Below are 18,054 nucleotides of genomic sequence, written 5' to 3' on the forward strand. Positions count from 1 at the left end.
AAGTTGAATAAAATAAACTTATTGACAAAATATATTTTTCAGCATTTAATTAATTAAAGCACTATTCTGTCATTGCCTTGCCTTTTTACCAACTTTTCTCTCTCTAAAGCATTTAGTATTGGTATGGTGTATTTTCTTGATAACCCTGTTCTCTCTTTAACTAATGCTATAGTGATAATATCATTTTTTTTAGTGTTTTTCATTATTAGGCTTTTTACTCTGTTGTAAACTTCTGTATGATAATATAAGCCTTCATCAAGGTAGGTTGCATATTTTAATGCTGTTAGTGTTTTGATATCTTTTATTCCATTGTTAATAGTTTTGATAATTTTTTCATCTAAGCCATTTAAATCTTCTTTTTTTAATTTATCAATAAGCATTTTTTGTGAATTGGTAAGCTGTACTGTATCAACATATTTTTTATATATATTGTTGTCTAATGACATGATAATTTTATTTTCTAATAAATAATTAATAAAAGGTTTTGTAAATGAAGTTTCTATATTAAGATAATTTTTTATATCTTCAAAAGAAAGCCCGTCTTTTTTTACTTCTATTAGTTTTTTTATTCTTTCAGTTGACTCTTTTAAATAATCTTTTTTAACAAAATAGTTAGCAAGTTTTACAGCATATTCAGGCATATTTCCATTAGCTAAACTATACCCATTAACACTCATTACTAAGTCAGTGTATTTTTTTCTCTCTATTTTACCCAAAAAATCTGAAGCCCTATCCATAATATTTTTTCTAATAAATGGATTAGTTTTATCTCCCCAAAATATATCCCCGCTTCCAATTATAGCACTTCCTCCATGGCTAATAAGTATTCCTCTCTCCTTCCAAAATACTGCTATAGGCTCATCAAATTTTAACCTTATAAATCTTCTGTCTATTTCTTTGCTGTCATCTCTTTTATCATTATTATCTTGTTTTTTGTATAAAGGTATAATCTGAGCTACTAAGCATTCTGTACCAATTGCAAACTCTGCATTTTTTATCTTTCTTAAATAATCAACATCGCTATTTCCAAGCAACTCTAATATTATTTCATCTGTTAGAAAAACATTCTCTTCTTTAGAGCATAATAAATGCCCCCTTCTTATCTCTTCTTTTTTTATATTTTTTAAATTTAAAGCAACCCTCGAAGTAGAATATACAATTTCTCTGTCTTGATGATATGACTGAATATTTCTTATAGATACTTCTTTTTTAGTAGGGTAGTGTATGAGAGTGTCATCTCTTTTAATGTTGCCTCCTTTAATACTTCCTGTAATTGTAAGACCAGCTCCCTTTATAGAAAATACCCTATCTACATAAATATGGGTTTTTATCTCTTCTTTTGTTTCATCATTTAATAATATATCAGTAACTCTCTCTTTTAATAAATCTATATTAGTGCCATTTAAAGCAGATACTTTTATTGTTTCTATATCCTTTTGAAATATTCTGTATAAATTTTTTTTGATGCTCTCTTCAGATTCTTTTAATTTATTATCATCAACAAGGTCAATCTTATTTATTACGCATACAATATTTTTTATTCCCAATGCCAAAGCCACTTTAGCATGCTCTTCTGTCATATTCATCCAGCCTTCATTGGCACATACAACAAGCATAACTAAATCTAAGCTCCACATTCCAGCAACCATATTTCTAATAAATCTTTCATGTCCAGGAACATCTATTACCCCAATAGTAATATCCTCATTAGGCTTAAAAAATCCAAAACCCAAATCAATAGTCATCTCTCTTTTCTTCTCTTCAGGTAAACGCATCATAGCAATACCTGTTAAAGCTTTGATTAATTCTGATTTACCATGATCAACATGCCCAGCAGTTCCTATAATTTTGTTCATTGACATTTCCTTAAATTAAAAATTATTCGCCCTAATTAATTTTATTAAACTAATATTTTTTTTATTATAAATATTCTTTTTCTATATGCTTTAACACATTATATACATACTCAATATCTCTCTCTTCTATTGTTAAAACATATAATAATATATAGTCTTTCTTTATCTTTGATATAATAGGAGTATCTAAATTATGCAAATATTTTATAATCTCTTTAATGTTTTTAGGCTTAAAGCTTATAGCATAAGAAGAGTAGAAAGTATCAGCCATAGCACCGCCTCCAGTCTCTACATATTCCTCAACTACATCAAAGCCCTTCAAATCATTAATAATCCTAAATGCTTTTTGCTTTACAGCTTCTTCATTAATAGAAAGTAACCTTTCACAATAACCCTTAAATTGTCCTTCTGTGTTTAATCTTTTTATAACATTTTTCTCTAATATAGAAAGCACAGTTTTACCGCATCTAAAAGCTCTCATAAGAGGGTGTTTGTATATTTTAGCTATATATTCTTTTTTCCCAACTATTATGCCAGCCTGAACACTTGAAAACATTTTATCCCCAGAAAAACATACTAAATCAACACCAGCTTTTAATGCAGATTTTATATGCTCCTCTTCAGACATGCTCTCATCAAATATTCCAGCTCCCTCATCATAGACTAATGGTATATTACTTGGTATAGCATCTTTAATTTTTTTTAATGACGGACTTTTTACAAAACCTCTGATTTTAAAATTGGAAGTATGTACCTTTAATATCATAGCTGTGTTTTCAGTTATAGCTTCTTTATAATCGTTTATTGTTACTATGTTTGTTGTGCCTATTTCAACGAGTTTAGCTCCAGCTTCTTTTAATATATCTGGTATTCTAAACCCACCGCCTATTTGTACCTGTTCTCCTCTTGATACTATAACCTCTTTTTCTGTAGCAAATGTTTTTAATATTAAAAATACTGAAGCGGCATTATTGTTTACAACTAAAGCATCTTCAGCACCTGTGAGTTTAGCTAATAATGTGTATAAAAACTCACCCCTTAAACCTCTTCCTTCTTTATTTATATTATATTCAAGGTTATTGCTGTATATATTTATATCCTTTACTTCCTGCCATATATCTTCATCTATAGGAGAACGTCCCAAATTGGTATGCATGATAGTGCCTGTTGCATTTATGACTCTTTTTATAGGGAGGTTAGATTTTTCTTTTAATCTTATTTCACATAATTTTATAATATCCTCTTTGCTGTAGTGAGCATTTGGATTATTTTTTAATTCAGCTCTTAATTTCTCTAATATTTCTCTAATAATATCTGTAACTATAGGACGAGATAAAATTTTATGATATGGTTTAATAGAATCATGTTCCAATACGGTATTGGTTTGAACTAAGTTAAAATTATTATTCAATTTTTAGCCTCCTTTCTTAAAAACGAATAAATATAGTTTAAGATAAGAGACTATCTTTAATTAGTAATTTAATCATACTATTTTTAATAATCGCTTATTTATCGGAAGAGGCAGGAGTTGAACCTGCCAACGTTGCTATAACGTCCAACGCTTTTGAAGAGCGCGGAGCCCACCGGGACTCATCTACCTCCAAGCGTTTTTAATGATATACCACTTTTTGTTTTATGTCAATGATTTATGATTTTAGTTTAATTAAAGATCTAAATCTTCTACTTTTTCTATTTTTGTAATTAAATATGTTAATAGTAGATTTTTTAATATGGGTTCTACATCTGGATTAAGATTCATCATATATAATTTAATTTTTAAAGATTGCAGGTTTTTATAAAGTTTTAATATTTTTGCTATTCCTGCACTATTAATTTCTTTAGTGTTTTTTAAGTCGAGTATAACTATAGGCATTCTAATAGAGGCAGCTTCTTCAGATTCATTAACAAATCTATATATTTCTTCAGAACTGCAGAGATTAGCTTCAGGAACTATAGATATGTATATATCATTAAATTCTATAGCCATTGAATAATCCTTCTAATTTATAGTAGATAAAAGTAAAAGAATGTGGGCAGGGAGGGATTCGCACCCCCGTAGACTCACGTCGACAGATTTACAGTCTGCTGCCATTGACTGCTCGGCCACCTACCCGTATCAATCGAAAATTGATGTTTGCTATAATAGCATAAATTAAAAAAATGTCAAGTATTTTCTGTTGTTTTTTATAGTTTATTTTTTTATAAATAATTAATATTAAATAAATATTTATAAAAGCAAAACTTTAAAATAGATATTTTCATTTTAATTATTTTTTTGTTTTGCTCGTTTTATTATTTTTTCCTTATTTTTAAGATATTGCTATAGCTTTTTATTCTAAAAAATATACAAAAACTTATACTACCAAACAGTTAATATAAAAGATAATATTGACTTTATACTGAAATTATGTTATGTTATAAATGTTTGAAGAGTATTTTATAGAAGAAAGTAATAAAAATAATGAGGTGGAAGGTATGAATGTGGTTATAATAATCACCTCTGTTGTAGTTGCGTTTGTTTTTGGATATATAACCCGCTGGGTAATAGCTAAAATTAACCTTAATTCAGCGGAGATAATAAGACAAAATATGCTTCGCGATGCTAAAGAGCAAGCTGAAAGTGAAAGAAAAAATATTATTTCAGAAGCTAATTTAGAATTACAAAAAGAGCGTAATAGATTAGAAAATGAAAATAAAGAAAGAAGATCAGAAATTCAAAAATTAGAAAATAGGGTACTACAACGAGAGGCAAATTTAGACAAAAAGACTCAATATTTAGAAAATAAAGAACATAATATTGAAAATAAGCTAAAGAAAATTAAAGAGCAAGAAGAAAAATTAGATACACTTCTTGAGGAAGAAAAAAAAGAGCTTGAAAAAATAGCAGGCTTTACTCGAGAAGAGGCTAAAAAAGCTCTAATGATAGAAATAGAAGAAGATGCTAAAAAAGCTGCTTCAAAGATAGTAGATAATATAGAAAAGAATGCTATAGAAACTGGTGAGAAAAAGGCTAGAGAGATAATTGTTCAAACTATACAGAGAATATCTAGCGATGTAACTCAGGAATCTTCTGTTACTTCTGTTTCTTTGCCTAGTGAAGAGATGAAAGGACGTATTATAGGCAGAGAGGGAAGAAATATCAGAATGCTTGAAACACTCACTGGAGTTGATATTATTATAGATGATACTCCTGAGGCTGTTGTTATATCTTGTTTTGACCCTGTAAGAAAGCATATCGCTAAAGTTTCATTAGAAAAACTTATATTAGATGGACGTATTCACCCTGCAAGAATAGAAGAGATTGTTGAAAAAACAAGAAGAGAAGTAGAAGATTCTATTATGACAGCAGGAGAGAATGCCATTGCTGATTTAAATCTTACTACTATGCATCATGAGCTTGTTAGACATATGGGAAGGCTTCAATATAGAACGAGCTACGGGCAAAATATGCTTCTTCATAGTAAGGAAGTTGCAAATATTGCTGGTATGATTGCTGCCGAAATTGGGGCAAATGTAGAAATGGCTAAGAGAAGTGCATTTTTGCATGATGTTGGAAAGGCTATAGAGGTTGAAGGTGAAGGCTCTCATGCTATGAGCGGAGCTGATTTAGCCAAAAGATGCGGAGAGAGAGAGGAAGTTGTTAATGCTATAAGGGCTCATCACAATGATGTAGAAACTCAAACTGTTGAGGCTGTTATAGTAAAAGCGGCTGATGCTATTAGTGCTGCTCGTCCGGGTGCTAGAATGGAATCTTTTGAAAATTACATTAAAAGACTTGATGATTTGGAAAAGATTGCTGATAGTATTGAAGGAGTTGAGAAATCTTTTGCTATACAGGCTGGAAGAGAGCTTAGAGTTATGACTAAAAGTGATGTGGTTGATGATGTTAAAGCTAAACAGATTGCAAGAGATATTGCTAAGAGAATAGAAGATGAGCTTAAATATCCGGGTATTATTAGAGTTACTGTTATTAGAGAGACTAGAGCAGTTGAAGTTGCTAGATAATAATAAAGGTTTATTTTATGGCTATTAAAAATATATTATGTCTTGGCGATATTGTTGGAGTTACAGGCAGATATGCTGTAAGAAGGCATTTAGAAGAGATTAAATTAGAACATAATATAGATTTTGTTATAGCTAATGGAGAAAATGCGGCTAATGGGGTTGGTATCACAAGGGATACTGCCTCAGAGCTGTTTAATTCTGGTATAGATGTACTTACAACCGGAAACCATGTATGGAATAATAGAGATGTATTTGCATTAATTGGCAATGAGAATAGACTTCTTCGTCCATACAATTATCCTAATGAATCTCCTGGGCTTGGTTATTATATATATGATGCTGATGATTTTAAAATAGGTGTTCTTAACCTAATGGGCAGAACTTTTTTAGAACCTTTGGATTGCCCTTTCAAAAAAGCTAATATTGCTATCAAACATCTAAAAGAGAAAACTAATGTTATATTTATAGATTTTCATGCTGAAGCTACTGCTGAAAAAATTGCTTTTTCTTATTATCTTGAAGGACAAGTAAGCTGTATTTTTGGTACTCATACGCATGTTCAAACTGCTGATGAAAAGATAATTTCTTCTCATACCGCTTATATATCTGATATTGGTATGTGCGGAAGTTATGATTCTGTTATTGGCATGAAAAAAGAGGCTGCTATTGCAAGGTTTGTTACTAAAATACCTCATAGGTTTGAAGTTGAAACTACTAACCCTATGATTAATGGTATAATAGTGCAGGTAGATACTCAAACAGGAAAAGCTTCTTCTATTAAAAGAATTAATATAGTATATAATAATGATCAAGTTGAAAGACTTGAGAAGTAAATATTATGCCTAATACAAAATTGTTTTTCAGACATTTTTTTATTTTTTATATAAAAGTAGCTTTAATACATACATTAACTTATTTTATTTTTGGATTATTATTTTCAAATATTTTCGATTATTCTACTATTTATAGTTATAATGTTGTTAATAATTTTATGAGAGGTTTTGATTCGCCTTTAACATTATTAGGACCTTTTTTACAGCCTATAAGAGCTATATTTATTGCTATTGCTTTATACCCCATAAGAAATATTATAGCTACTAAATTGGGTTTTTTGAAGTTATGGATAATATTAGTATTTATTGGAATTATAGCAACACCAGCGGCAGCTCCTTCATCTTTAGAAGGAATAATATATACTCAGCTTCCTCTTGAATATCATCTTATATCACTTCCAGAGCTTTTATTACAAACATTAACTTTTTCTATTTTGCTATGGGCTTTTGAATTATTGCCAAATAAAAATGAAAATTTTTCTAATAGATTATTCTTATTGAAAATAATTTTCTCTCTATTTTTTTCTTTATTTGGAATGTTTTTAATTGCTGTTTCTGGACTAATTATAATAAACTTTTTAGAAATTGATTATATGAATATCAAATTAGATAAAGAAACAATCTCATATTTAACTGCTATATTGATATTGACTATAATAGTTTCTTATAGTTTTGCAAATAAAGTTGCTAAAAATAAAATATGGCTTTTGCTTATTATTCCTTTGATTTTTATTATATATTTAGTTTTGCCTTATTTTTATAATTACTTTTTTAACACAGCATACAATACAAAAATTGCTTTAATTCCCTATGCATCAAGTTCTGTTTTAATGTCTTTTATCTACTATCTTTTATTTGCATTATTTTATGGGCGCATACTAAAAAATAAAAATACAGAAAATATTAACAACAATAAAACTATTTCAAATATTGAGAATAATGATAAAGATTTGGAAATTAAAAACATTGAAGATGCAAATAACACTTTATCAGATTCTCAAAGCAAAGAAGATAATCAATAATTCTATACTTATTAAGACATATTATAATTAATGTTCTAAAAAATGTATAAAATGTATATTAATAGTTGATATTTTTATATTTATTCCCGTTTTTATGAATATTTATAATATTTTTTCAAAAAGACATTATTTACTTTTTGTCTTTTTTTTATATAATATCTACAAATATTTAAAAGTGTTTATTTTTGGAATTATTATGAAAAGATTGTTTTTTTATATAATATTATTAATATATTCTACAGCATTATTTGGTTTTAGAGATATTGAGAGAGAGGATTCTTTCAGTTCTTCTAAATTCAATGATTGGCTTTTGATTGCTACTTTTAATTCAGACAATGTTCCTTCTTTTAAGTTTGTAAACAAGCATGATGATAAAGAGTGGGAGAGTTTAGATTCTGCTAAAAATGAATATTATTATAAAGGTGATAATAGTAAGGCTGGAATATTTGCTATATACAATATGAAGTATTATCAGTATAGAGGATACAATCCGCTTTATACAAAATCATTAAATAATAAATATTCTAATATGCTTAAGCGTTTTTATTTTTACAGATTTAGCGGTAAGGGTGCTGGATTGATTGCTTTAGATAATTCACTTGTGGCAGTTGATACTTATTCAAAATATGTTTATATATATGGTATGCCTATAAGAGAGAAGGTTACTTTTGGTGTTGATGTGCCTTTAGAATGGGGGGCAGCTGATACTAATATGGCTAGCGGAAAAGATTTTATGCCTTTTTATATGTATGACCCTGTAGGACATGTTAATGAAGATGGCAGTGTTGTGCTTTATGACCAATACAAAGAATCTTTTTTAGATAAAGAAAAACGCTATAAACCTGTATTTAATAACAAATCTATATACAGATAATTGACATTATTTTAATAATATATCATAATATCTATAATTATGAATAATTTTGATGAAAAGCCTATATTAGATTATATAAAAAAATATCTTCCATTTAGAGAAGAGCATATACTTTCAACGAGAGATTTATCTGTAAAACTTGCAAAGCATTATAATATTGATGTTAATAAGGCATCTATTGCAGCATTGTGCCATGATTTGGGTAAGAGATATAAAGAAGAAGAAATGCGAAAAATTTTATTAGAGTATGATAATAAAGAATATCCTAAACATATTACTTCTGCTTTGCTTCATGCTAAAGTAAGTGCCATAATAACAATAGAAGAGTTTCATATAAAAGATGATGATATAATATCTGCTATAGAAAGTCATACTGTGGGACATGCTAACATGAGTATGCTTGAAAAAATTATATATGCATCTGACTATCTTGAACCTACTCGTAAATTAGAAACGGCTGATAAATTAAGAGAAGAGATTTTTATTAATTTTGATGAAGCATTTTTGAAAGTGGTATTAGAGTCAATATATTTTGTACTTTCAAAAAAACAGTATTTATCTGATAAAACTATAGAGCTGTATAATTCATTAGTTATTAAGTAATAAAGGTATTTATGAAAAGAGCGTATATAATATTTGTAGCAGATTCAAAAGAATATAGAACTAAAAAAATCAATATAGACAATATTTTAACAGAACTATCAATGCTATGCGATACTGCAGGTTATGATGTAGCTGATAGGTTTTCTTTTATACAGCAGAAAATAGTAGCAGGCACTTATATAGGCACGGGTAAGCTTGAATCTTTAAAAGAGAGTGCTATAGCTGACAATGTAGAATATTTTGTTTTTGACAATGAGCTTAGCGGTTCGCAGGTTAATGCTATAGAAGAAGGCTCTAATATAAAAGCATTAACTAGAACAGAGATTATATTAGAGATATTTGCAATGCGTGCCAAAACACTTACTGCAAGGATGCAAGTAGAGTTAGCATTTTTGGAGTTTGAATATCCAAGATTAAAGGGTAAGAGAAGCAATTTAAGCCAAGTGAGAGGTGTAATAGGTTTGAGAGGCGGAGCTGGAGAAAAGCAACTCGAGTACGACAGAAGAAGAGCAAGAGAGAGAATACATAAACTAAAAACTCAATTAAGCAAAGTAGAAAAATCTGCAAGCACTGGAAGAAAAGGAAGAGGCTCTACTTTTAGAATAGCTATTGTAGGTTATACAAATGCTGGAAAAAGCACTTTGTTTAATCTTTTATGTAAAGAAGACACTTATGTAGAAGATAAACTTTTTGCTACGTTAGACACTCATACAAGAAAGCTTTATTTATCAGATGATGCACCTCTTGAAGTTATTATTAGCGACACTGTTGGTTTTATAGATAGGCTTCCGCATACTTTAATAGCTTCTTTTAAGTCTACATTGTCTGAAGTGGTAGAGGCTGATTTGCTTTTGCATTTGGTTGATTCTACAGATGAATATATTGAAGAGAAACTTATTAATGTTGAAGCTACAATAAAAGAGATAGAAGCTTCAAATATAAAACGTATAATGGTATTTAACAAAGTTGATAGCTTAGAAGAAAATCAAAAAAACAAGATACTTACTATGTATGATGATGCAATTTTTATCAGTGCCAAAAACAATATAAATATAGATATACTAAGAGAAAAAATATTAAAAATAATTTTAGAGTCTTTTAATAATGGTTGATAATTTATATTTTTAGTATATACTGAAAGCGTAATTTTTTACTAAAAAATAGGGTATTATTTTATATGTATACCTATATTTATTTAAAGCTAAGATATTTGCACTTTTTGGTTCTTTTTGCGGCTGGAAAAAGAACTGGGGGTGCGTACCCTAAGGGCACGCTTCGCAGGGTGGCTAGTCCCCGCGAATAATAAAAAAGAAATTTTTCAATATATCATTAATACAATTTTTTTAAGGAAAACATATTATGCGTTTATCGAAATTATTTATGCCAACACTAAAAGAAGCTCCAAGTGATGCTATAATAGCTTCTAATAAATTAATGATAAGAGCAGCACTTGCAAGAAAAATATCTAATGGGCTTTATTCTTATTTGCCTTTGGGAGTGAGGGTATTAAATAAAATATCCAACATAATACGCGAAGAGATGGATGCAATAGGTTCTAATGAATGCATAATGCCTATACTTGTTTCAAAAGAATTATTAACTCCTTCTGGAAGATGGGAGAGATTTAAAAAAGAATTATTTAGATTAAAAGATAGAAATGATGTTGATATGGCAATGGGGCCTACTCATGAAGAGGCATTTACTATTACAGCTCAAAATGAAATACAGTCTTATAAAGATTTGCCTGTTACATTATATCAAATACATACAAAATTTAGAGATGAGATTCGTCCAAGATTTGGGGTGATTCGCTCTAAAGAGTTTACAATGAAAGATGCTTATTCATTTCATATTACTAAAGAATGTCTTGATAAAACTTATAATGATATGAGCGGTGCTTATACAAAAATATTTAAGAGAATGGGGCTTGATACAGTAAGCGTAAAAGCAGATAGCGGTGCAATGGGTGGAGAAGGAAGCGAAGAGTTTATGGTGTTAAGTGAAGTAGGGGAAGAGACTATTATTTTCTGCTCAAAGTGTGATTATAGGGCTAATGTTGAAAAGGCTAATGTAATGGAAGATGAAGAGGCTAAATCTTATACTGATAAAGCATTAGAAGAAGTATATACTCCAGATATAAAAACTATTGAAGATTTAGAAAAGTTCTTTAATACTTCTTCAAAGAATTTCATTAAAAGTATAATATACAAAACAGAAGAAGATGAAGTAATATTGGTTGCAATTAGAGGTGATTTAGAGATAAACGAAACAAAACTTTCAAATGCTTTGGGTGGACTTGATATAGAACTTGCTTCTGAGGATATTATAAAAGAAGTTACAGGGGCGAGGGTTGGTTTTGCTTCTCCTGTTGGATTAAAGAAAAAGATAAGAATATTTGCAGATAAGTCTATAAAAACAGTAGCTGATGCAATAGTAGGCGGAAACAAAGATGACACTCATATAAAAAATGTTAATATAAACAGAGATTTTAATGTAGATGTATGGGGAGATTTTAGGGTTGCAAAAGAGGGCGATAGATGTCCAGAATGCGGTGAGAAGTTGTATCAGAAGAAAGGTTTAGAGCTTGGACATATATTTAAGCTTGGAGATAAATATACTCAGGCATTTAATTTTACTGTATTAGATGAAAACAATAAAGCAATTACACCTATAATGGGTTGCTATGGTATTGGGGTTAATAGGGCTTTAGCTTCTGTAATAGAACAGAATTATGATGATAAGGGTATAATATTTCCTATAAGTGTTGCTCCTTACGAGGCTATAGTTGTTGCAATAGACAAAGAAACTGAAAACTCATTCAAAAAAGCAGAAGAGATATATAATGCTTTAAGTTCTGTTGGTATTGAAACTATGTTCGATGATAGAAAAGAGAGACTTGGTGTTAAACTTAATGATTGTGATTTGATTGGTGTGCCTATGAGAATAATAGTAGGTAAAAAATCTCTTGAGCGTGGTGTTGTTGAGTTTAAGTTAAGAAGAGATTCTGAGAGTGTTGAAGTTAAAGTTGAAGAGATAGTTGAATATGTAAAAACAAAAAAGAAAGAATTATTTGATGAGATAAACTCTAAATTATAATAAGCATTTTTTAGTATGATAGAGCTTATAGATAATATTGATGATGATGTAATTGAAAATATTTTTTTTATATCATCAAAAAGCGAATATATTACTTTATCTAAAAATTATATAAAAGAATATATAGAAGATAAAAATCATAAAGTAGTTATAATAAGAGATAATGAAAAAATAGTAGGGTTTATCATATATTTTTTGCTTTCCCCAGAAATAGATATCTTATTTATAGCAACATATCCTAATAATAAAGGGTATGGCAATAAATTATTATCATATTTATTTGATGATGCTAAAAAAAATAATGCAGATAGTATAAAATTAGATTTGCATGAGAATAACATAGATGCAAAAGAATTTTATATAAAAAATGGTTTTAAATGTATAGGCATTAGAAAAAAATACTATAATAATGCATATAACGCTTTAATTATGGAGAAAACATTATAATAAGCAAATTAATAGAATTTTTTAAATGCTAAGAAACAAAGTCCAGCAAATATAATATTGGGCATCCAAGCAGCTATAAATGGATTCATATTTCCGCCGTCTCCCAAAGAACGAAACATCATAAGTATAGAATAATATAATAAAGCAACCATTATAACCATTACTAAACTTACAACCAATACACTTTGAGTAGAAAATTTTGAAAATAATGAAGCAAGTAAAACAATAATAAATCCAGAGAAACAATATGATATTCTATAATGAAAATCTGTTTCAAGAGTGTTAGTATTTAAATTTACTTCTTTTCTTAATTTAATCCAATGCATCTCTTCAGTTAAACTCATAGAATCTAATAAAGGTCTATTCATGAAATGTTCAGGTCTTTCAAGTACATCAAGCTGGTAATTAGTTATTTCTCTTACAGATATGTTTTTTTCATCACTAAACTCAGCTAATATACCTGTTTCGGCATACCATTTTCTTTCTTTATCATTCCATCTCACGCTTGGTGATGATATTCTCATAGCTATAGCACCGTCTTCTTTTAATTTTACAATAATAGTATTTGTAAGATAATTGTCATTAAAATTAAAGTTTTCTATAAAATATATATAATTATTAGCTCCAAATATATTTAATGCTCCTGTATATTCTCCCTTTTTATTTCCTCGTCCCAAATCATTAGCCTCAAAAGATATTTTATTCATAGGAGCAGCTACAAATTGCCAAAAACCAATAAGTCCTAAGCATAATGCTATTACTATAATAAATATTGGTGAAGAAAACTTAAATAAACTTATACCAGAGTTTTGTACAGCTAACATCTCTTTGTTTTTTACAAAAGTACCAAGAACATAAGTAGATGAAAACATTAAAGCTATTGGAAATAAATAATATAAATTATGCGGGGTCCTTGCTAAATGGTATATAATGAAGTATTTCATATTTTCTGGGTGTTCTGTGTAGTAAGATAATTTACTGCTTAAATCTGCTATAGTTACTAATATGACAAATAGTATTAGAGAGCCTATAAACATAGATAAAAATTCTTTTAATAAGTATGAGTTAAGTTTCTTCATTTGAGTAAATTAATCCGCATTTATTCCATAGTTTTCATTTAAATAAGTTAATTCTTCGCTTATACGGGTATGTAATTCTTTTAATTTTTCAAGCAATGCAGAAGGTTTTGATTTGCTGCTTTTACCAGAACCGAAGATTTTACTGATTTTTCTTTTAGCTTGAACTAATGTTCTTGCTTTGACATTAGGGTCTGGAATGAATTTAGCTGCATCTGTACCAAGTAAAGCCCCCATATAAAGCATTCCCTCATATCCAAAATTATTATCTATATCAGGACCAAAACTTTTTAATTTATCAAAACTTTCTTTACCATTTTGCATATATTCTATAGCTTCAGTATAAAATTCACTTGCTTTATATTGAAAGAATGGTATTAATTTATCATAATTATCATTCGGATAAATATTAGCCAAATCTTCTAAAGTCCAGCTTAGTCTTAAAGAACATAAAGCTTTTTTAAGAGTAGGGGCAGAATCTTTTGTATGATAACGATATCCATCTAATGCTAAAAAATAACTAGCAGCCCCAGAAATTAAATCTCTATTTTTTTTAAAATCTAAATCTATGCCAAAAAACTCTCGTACATATTTTGACCTTTGTTCATAACTATCAAGAGCCTCATTAATTTTTTTATTATCAATCAAACTAAATTCATCTTGAAAAGCAGCATATAAACAATGCGGACAAACAGCTACAACATATATAAGAGGGTACACAGCTCCATATTTCTTGCTTTTTTCATAAGTTCTTCTTAAATCATCTCTTAAATTTCCTGCAATTAACCTTCCGCCTCCAGTGAGAAGCATCTCATGATAGAACTCTTTATTGCATACAGGGCAAGTTCTTGGATTTTTTTCAAAGTATGATATTTTTAATTCTTCAGACATAAAAATTCCTATTTATATAACTTTATAAACACTTCAAATGTTAAATTAATTATCGGTTTATTTTTATTTTTCAATATCACTTATATTAAGTTTACTTATCCTAAGCTCTTTAAATAGAGTGTTGTAATATGCTATATAAAACTCAGGATATCTTGCCGCATTAATTCTAACTTCCCCAACACTTTTACCAAGAATTGATAAATCTATAATCTGATTATCTATATATATGTATTTGTTTCCATCTTCTTTTGTATATAATACCACAGGCTGCGATGCATAATCTAAAGCAGAGTCAAATGATATAATATTTTGGTCTTCTGTTGCTATTATTCCATCTGTGAAAACTCCATCATAGAACTTCTTATATTTTATTTCTTTTATATTATCTTTAGTATTATATATAATATTAAATCTGTTATGTGACTCATGCTCTACAGTATATTGATTTACATTATTTAATATGGGGTTATTATCAAAAAAAGTAAAAGAGGTATTAGTTTTTCTTGAAGCATAAAATATATTTCCTGTAGAATATTCTTTCATATATACAGCATATCCGTCATTTTCTGCTACTGGGTATATTTGTTCTATTATTTTGTTTGTATATACTAAATCTGAAAAGAAATTATCTCTATAAAATCTTGATATAGATAATATACCTTTACTGTCTATGAAAAATAATATAGGGGAATTAAATGTAGAAACTACTAATTTCAAATCTATAATTTTTCTGTTATTTCTTAAATCCATAGCATAATTATTAAATGTACCAGAATTATTATTTGCATACCATATTCTATTACTTTTTAAATATGATATATGCATATTATCAGAATTGCTTGCTATGCTTATTAAGCTTCCTAATTCTCTGTTTTTATCCAGTATTTCTCTTTTGAAATTTCCATCTTTTCCAAACACATAAACAGGAGAGTTAATTGTATTGTCATAATAAGCTATATGCAAATTATTGTTTGGGTCTATTAATAATTCGCTGATATAAGGTGTATTATTTAAAGATGCTACCGACCAAGTTGAAATGGATTCAAAACTGCTTATTCTATAATAATGTTTTGATAATGGCGGAGCATCTTTATTAATATCTTTTTCATATTGAGCGTTTATATTCGAACAGAAAATAATAATAGCTATTAATATTAAAAAGATTTTATTTCTTTTTAGTTTTTTTAGTATTCTCATCTTTTAATTTTATAACAGATTCTATACCTTCCTCTTTTGGTCTTATAAATCTGCACTTAATAATTTTTCCATTTTCATCAAGAACAGCTTTTATATGAGAGTAGTAGAATATACAATGTTCTATATAAGCATTATCATCTACAACAGAGCCGTATATGTAACTTACTCCTTTAATAAGTACATTTTTACCTATGCTAAGCGGATGTTTATCGCTTCCAGTAACATTAACACCTCTCTCTAATATAGTGTTTTCGCCAATATATACATTTCCTCTTATTTGATTGCCTGCATATATATGCACATTATTTGAAAGAGTCATTTTTTGATTATCCAAACAAGATATTAATGCATTATCTCCTATATAAGTATGCTCTCCAAGCTCAATATTACCTTCAAGTTTTGCGCCATGGTCTATATAAACGCCATAATTAATTTTTACACCCTTACCAATATAAGCCCCTTTTCCTACATATATATCAAGAGGCTTTTCATCTTTATCAATTTCTAATATCTGCTCAACTACACTGTCATCAATAAAGAAATCTTCTCCGTCATATATTGTAATAATGTTTTTTAATTTATTGTAAACATTATTTCTTGCAATGGATTCCATTTCTTTAAGCACAGTTTTATCATTAAAGCCTAAAACAACTCTGTTGTCTTTTGGCATATATGTTGATATTGATAAATTATTATTAACAAACATCTCTATTAAGTCTGTTAGATAAAGTTCATTTTGAGCATTATTTGCTTTTAATTCTTTTATCAAATTTAAAAGAGGCTCAATTTTAAAACCATATATACCAGCAACATATTCATGCATATTGTCTAAAAGCTCATCTTTTCCGTACTCGAATTTTTCATCTTTATAAGCCTTTACTAAATCTTCATCATCTTTAAGAGCAAGTATATCTTTATATTCTATTACACCCATTACCTGACCCTTGCTTCCTTCTCTGTATTGGCTTTTTTTATGGTCTTTAGTTAATCCTCTTGTTCTTAATACTCTTCCATAATAGTTTCCGCCCTTAGGACCATCGTACATAGCAGTCATTAATATCATGTCTGTTTTAGCTTTCATAAACTCATCATGAAACTCTTTCATAGTATTAGAGTCTATTAGTCCCATATCAGCATATATAACATAACAATATTTAATATTTTTTAAATCGCTCTTTTCAAGACCTACCTTTACCGCATGTCCAGTACCTAATTGTTTTTCTTGATAAGCAAAATTAGTATTAGCCTGTTTTCCAACAGCATTAGCTACTTCCAAAGCTTTTATTCCAACAACTATAGTAATATTGCTTTTGTTTATACCATTTTTTACAGCAAGTCTTACTCTCTCTATGCTTGGAACTCCCCAAATAGTATGAAGCATTTTTGATGTTGAGCTCCTTATTCTTTTACCATGCCCTGCTGCTAATATTATTACTAAACTATCGTTTTTAGAGAATTTAGATGATAATTGCTCTAAGCTTTCTTCTATATTTTTTATATTATTCTCTTCTTCTTTTTTTATCATAAACTAACTCCTATTTTTTATAGTTTATTTATTTTTACTTTTTATCTATTTTCTCAAATACGGCCTTTTTTATAGTTTTATTATTATAATTTTGTATATTAGATAATTTTTCTTTATTATTATTTAGTTTTTCTTTATCTAATTTTTCTTTTGCATTTAAAATGTCTTCTAAGCTATTTCTTTTATAATTATTAGGAAGATATGTGTTTTTAGAATCTAAGGATAATTTATTTGTTTTAGCATTATTAAATGTTTCATCATCGTTTAACCATTTTTGCAATACTTTTGCTACAGATTGCGAGAGAGTATCTAATTTTTGTTTTGCTCTTATATTTCCGCCAAGATTTGAATCTTCTTTGAGTATAAACTTATATAATTGAATAGCTTTTATAAAATTTTTACTTTCAAAGTTATAATAGTCAGCAATTTTTTCTATTCCGCCAAAATATGAAGCTGTAAGATAACATCTATACGCTTCTTCTATTTTTCTTTCATTAAAAAGTTCATTACCTTTTCTAATTAAGGCGCTTTTAGTTTTATCATCTATACTCATATTGTCTACAATTATATATCAATAATATTAAAGTTCAAGTATAATTTGTTCTATAATACAAGAAAATATTATTTAT

The 18,054-nt window shown here is 28.4% G+C and carries 15 protein-coding genes, 2 tRNA genes and 1 pseudogene; 8 read left to right on the plus strand and 10 right to left on the minus strand.

Translation table 11 applies throughout. The annotated features are described in order from the left end of the window. Window positions 1–53: 53 nt before the first annotated feature. The 5 genes from selB to R4I97_RS10345 all read right to left on the minus strand — a co-directional run bounded on the left by selB (window position 54) and on the right by R4I97_RS10345 (window position 3,969). Window positions 54–1,856, minus strand: a complete 1,803-nt coding sequence (selB, locus tag R4I97_RS10325) for a selenocysteine-specific translation elongation factor (protein ID WP_335784969.1) — start codon at window positions 1,854–1,856, stop codon at window positions 54–56. 64 nt (window positions 1,857–1,920) lie between these two features. Then, window positions 1,921–3,267, minus strand: coding sequence for an L-seryl-tRNA(Sec) selenium transferase (gene selA, locus R4I97_RS10330; protein ID WP_335784970.1), 1,347 nt, complete (start codon window positions 3,265–3,267; stop codon window positions 1,921–1,923). 101 nt (window positions 3,268–3,368) lie between these two features. Then, a tRNA-Sec gene (locus tag R4I97_RS10335) sits at window positions 3,369–3,458 on the minus strand. Window positions 3,459–3,519: 61 nt separating this feature from the next. After that, window positions 3,520–3,843, minus strand: a complete 324-nt coding sequence (locus R4I97_RS10340; RefSeq protein WP_335784971.1) for an STAS domain-containing protein — start codon at window positions 3,841–3,843, stop codon at window positions 3,520–3,522. Between the two features lie 43 nt (window positions 3,844–3,886). Next, window positions 3,887–3,969, minus strand: a tRNA-Tyr gene (locus tag R4I97_RS10345). 362 nt (window positions 3,970–4,331) lie between these two features. Between R4I97_RS10345 and rny the strand changes: the two genes are divergently transcribed. From rny to R4I97_RS10385, 8 genes are all read left to right on the plus strand, one after another. Continuing rightward, a complete protein-coding gene (rny, locus tag R4I97_RS10350) occupies window positions 4,332–5,861 on the plus strand; it encodes a ribonuclease Y (RefSeq protein ID WP_335785182.1) in 1,530 nt (509 codons plus the stop codon). 17 nt (window positions 5,862–5,878) lie between these two features. Continuing rightward, complete coding sequence (locus R4I97_RS10355; RefSeq protein WP_335784972.1) at window positions 5,879–6,694, plus strand: TIGR00282 family metallophosphoesterase; 816 nt, start codon at window positions 5,879–5,881, stop codon at window positions 6,692–6,694. Window positions 6,695–6,699: 5 nt separating this feature from the next. Beyond that, a complete protein-coding gene (locus R4I97_RS10360; protein WP_335784973.1) occupies window positions 6,700–7,716 on the plus strand; it encodes a hypothetical protein in 1,017 nt (338 codons plus the stop codon). A 196-nt stretch (window positions 7,717–7,912) separates the two neighbouring features. Further along, the gene (locus R4I97_RS10365; protein WP_335784974.1) at window positions 7,913–8,590 is read left to right on the plus strand and encodes a hypothetical protein; all 678 of its coding nucleotides are present in this window, start codon (window positions 7,913–7,915) and stop codon (window positions 8,588–8,590) included. A gap of 39 nt (window positions 8,591–8,629) precedes the next feature. After that, a complete protein-coding gene (gene yqeK, locus R4I97_RS10370; RefSeq protein ID WP_335784975.1) occupies window positions 8,630–9,193 on the plus strand; it encodes a bis(5'-nucleosyl)-tetraphosphatase (symmetrical) YqeK in 564 nt (187 codons plus the stop codon). A gap of 11 nt (window positions 9,194–9,204) precedes the next feature. Then, complete coding sequence (gene hflX / locus R4I97_RS10375; RefSeq protein WP_335784976.1) at window positions 9,205–10,305, plus strand: GTPase HflX; 1,101 nt, start codon at window positions 9,205–9,207, stop codon at window positions 10,303–10,305. 247 nt (window positions 10,306–10,552) lie between these two features. After that, window positions 10,553–12,289: a proline--tRNA ligase gene (locus tag R4I97_RS10380; protein WP_335784977.1), complete on the plus strand. Its 1,737-nt coding sequence runs from the start codon at window positions 10,553–10,555 to the stop codon at window positions 12,287–12,289. Window positions 12,290–12,304: 15 nt separating this feature from the next. Further along, entirely contained in the window at window positions 12,305–12,736 is a 432-nt protein-coding gene (locus R4I97_RS10385; RefSeq protein WP_335784978.1) for a GNAT family N-acetyltransferase, read from the plus strand. An 8-nt stretch (window positions 12,737–12,744) separates the two neighbouring features. On the opposite strand, the gene R4I97_RS10390 is transcribed toward R4I97_RS10385, so the two are convergent. The 5 genes and pseudogenes from R4I97_RS10390 to R4I97_RS10410 all read right to left on the minus strand — a co-directional run bounded on the left by R4I97_RS10390 (window position 12,745) and on the right by R4I97_RS10410 (window position 17,978). Then, on the minus strand, window positions 12,745–13,815 hold the full coding sequence (locus R4I97_RS10390) for an LptF/LptG family permease (protein WP_335784979.1): 1,071 nt from the start codon (window positions 13,813–13,815) through the stop codon (window positions 12,745–12,747). 9 nt (window positions 13,816–13,824) lie between these two features. Further along, window positions 13,825–14,703 carry a DUF2225 domain-containing protein gene (locus R4I97_RS10395; protein WP_335784980.1) on the minus strand — a complete coding sequence of 293 codons (879 nt, stop codon included), beginning with the start codon at window positions 14,701–14,703 and terminating at the stop codon, window positions 13,825–13,827. Between the two features lie 63 nt (window positions 14,704–14,766). Further along, the gene (locus R4I97_RS10400; RefSeq protein ID WP_335784981.1) at window positions 14,767–15,900 is read right to left on the minus strand and encodes a hypothetical protein; all 1,134 of its coding nucleotides are present in this window, start codon (window positions 15,898–15,900) and stop codon (window positions 14,767–14,769) included. Next, window positions 15,869–17,425: an NTP transferase domain-containing protein gene (locus R4I97_RS10405; protein WP_335784982.1), complete on the minus strand. Its 1,557-nt coding sequence runs from the start codon at window positions 17,423–17,425 to the stop codon at window positions 15,869–15,871. Before R4I97_RS10405 ends, R4I97_RS10400 begins: the two co-directional genes overlap by 32 nt. Window positions 17,426–17,449: 24 nt before the next feature. After that, window positions 17,450–17,978, minus strand: a pseudogene (locus tag R4I97_RS10410) (hypothetical protein). Window positions 17,979–18,054: the final 76 nt, after the last annotated feature.

Origin of the sequence: Brachyspira pilosicoli, assembly GCF_036997485.1 — a bacterium.
Taxonomy (GTDB): Bacteria; Spirochaetota; Brachyspiria; order Brachyspirales; family Brachyspiraceae; genus Brachyspira; species Brachyspira pilosicoli_C.

What these genes read in the sequence shown, in the direction of transcription:
- R4I97_RS10355 (WP_335784972.1), top strand. Translation starts at nt 5,879, where the DNA reads ATGGCTATTAAAAATATATTATGTCTTGGCGATATTGTTGGAGTTACA.
- R4I97_RS10390 (WP_335784979.1), bottom strand. Translation starts at nt 13,815, where the DNA reads ATGAAGAAACTTAACTCATACTTATTAAAAGAATTTTTATCTATGTTT.
- R4I97_RS10380 (WP_335784977.1), top strand. Translation starts at nt 10,553, where the DNA reads ATGCGTTTATCGAAATTATTTATGCCAACACTAAAAGAAGCTCCAAGT.
- rny (WP_335785182.1), top strand. Translation starts at nt 4,332, where the DNA reads ATGAATGTGGTTATAATAATCACCTCTGTTGTAGTTGCGTTTGTTTTT.
- R4I97_RS10340 (WP_335784971.1), bottom strand. Translation starts at nt 3,843, where the DNA reads ATGGCTATAGAATTTAATGATATATACATATCTATAGTTCCTGAAGCT.
- R4I97_RS10360 (WP_335784973.1), top strand. Translation starts at nt 6,700, where the DNA reads ATGCCTAATACAAAATTGTTTTTCAGACATTTTTTTATTTTTTATATA.
- yqeK (WP_335784975.1), top strand. Translation starts at nt 8,630, where the DNA reads ATGAATAATTTTGATGAAAAGCCTATATTAGATTATATAAAAAAATAT.
- R4I97_RS10395 (WP_335784980.1), bottom strand. Translation starts at nt 14,703, where the DNA reads ATGTCTGAAGAATTAAAAATATCATACTTTGAAAAAAATCCAAGAACT.
- R4I97_RS10365 (WP_335784974.1), top strand. Translation starts at nt 7,913, where the DNA reads ATGAAAAGATTGTTTTTTTATATAATATTATTAATATATTCTACAGCA.
- R4I97_RS10405 (WP_335784982.1), bottom strand. Translation starts at nt 17,425, where the DNA reads ATGATAAAAAAAGAAGAAGAGAATAATATAAAAAATATAGAAGAAAGC.
- R4I97_RS10400 (WP_335784981.1), bottom strand. Translation starts at nt 15,900, where the DNA reads ATGAGAATACTAAAAAAACTAAAAAGAAATAAAATCTTTTTAATATTA.
- selB (WP_335784969.1), bottom strand. Translation starts at nt 1,856, where the DNA reads ATGAACAAAATTATAGGAACTGCTGGGCATGTTGATCATGGTAAATCA.
- R4I97_RS10385 (WP_335784978.1), top strand. Translation starts at nt 12,305, where the DNA reads ATGATAGAGCTTATAGATAATATTGATGATGATGTAATTGAAAATATT.
- hflX (WP_335784976.1), top strand. Translation starts at nt 9,205, where the DNA reads ATGAAAAGAGCGTATATAATATTTGTAGCAGATTCAAAAGAATATAGA.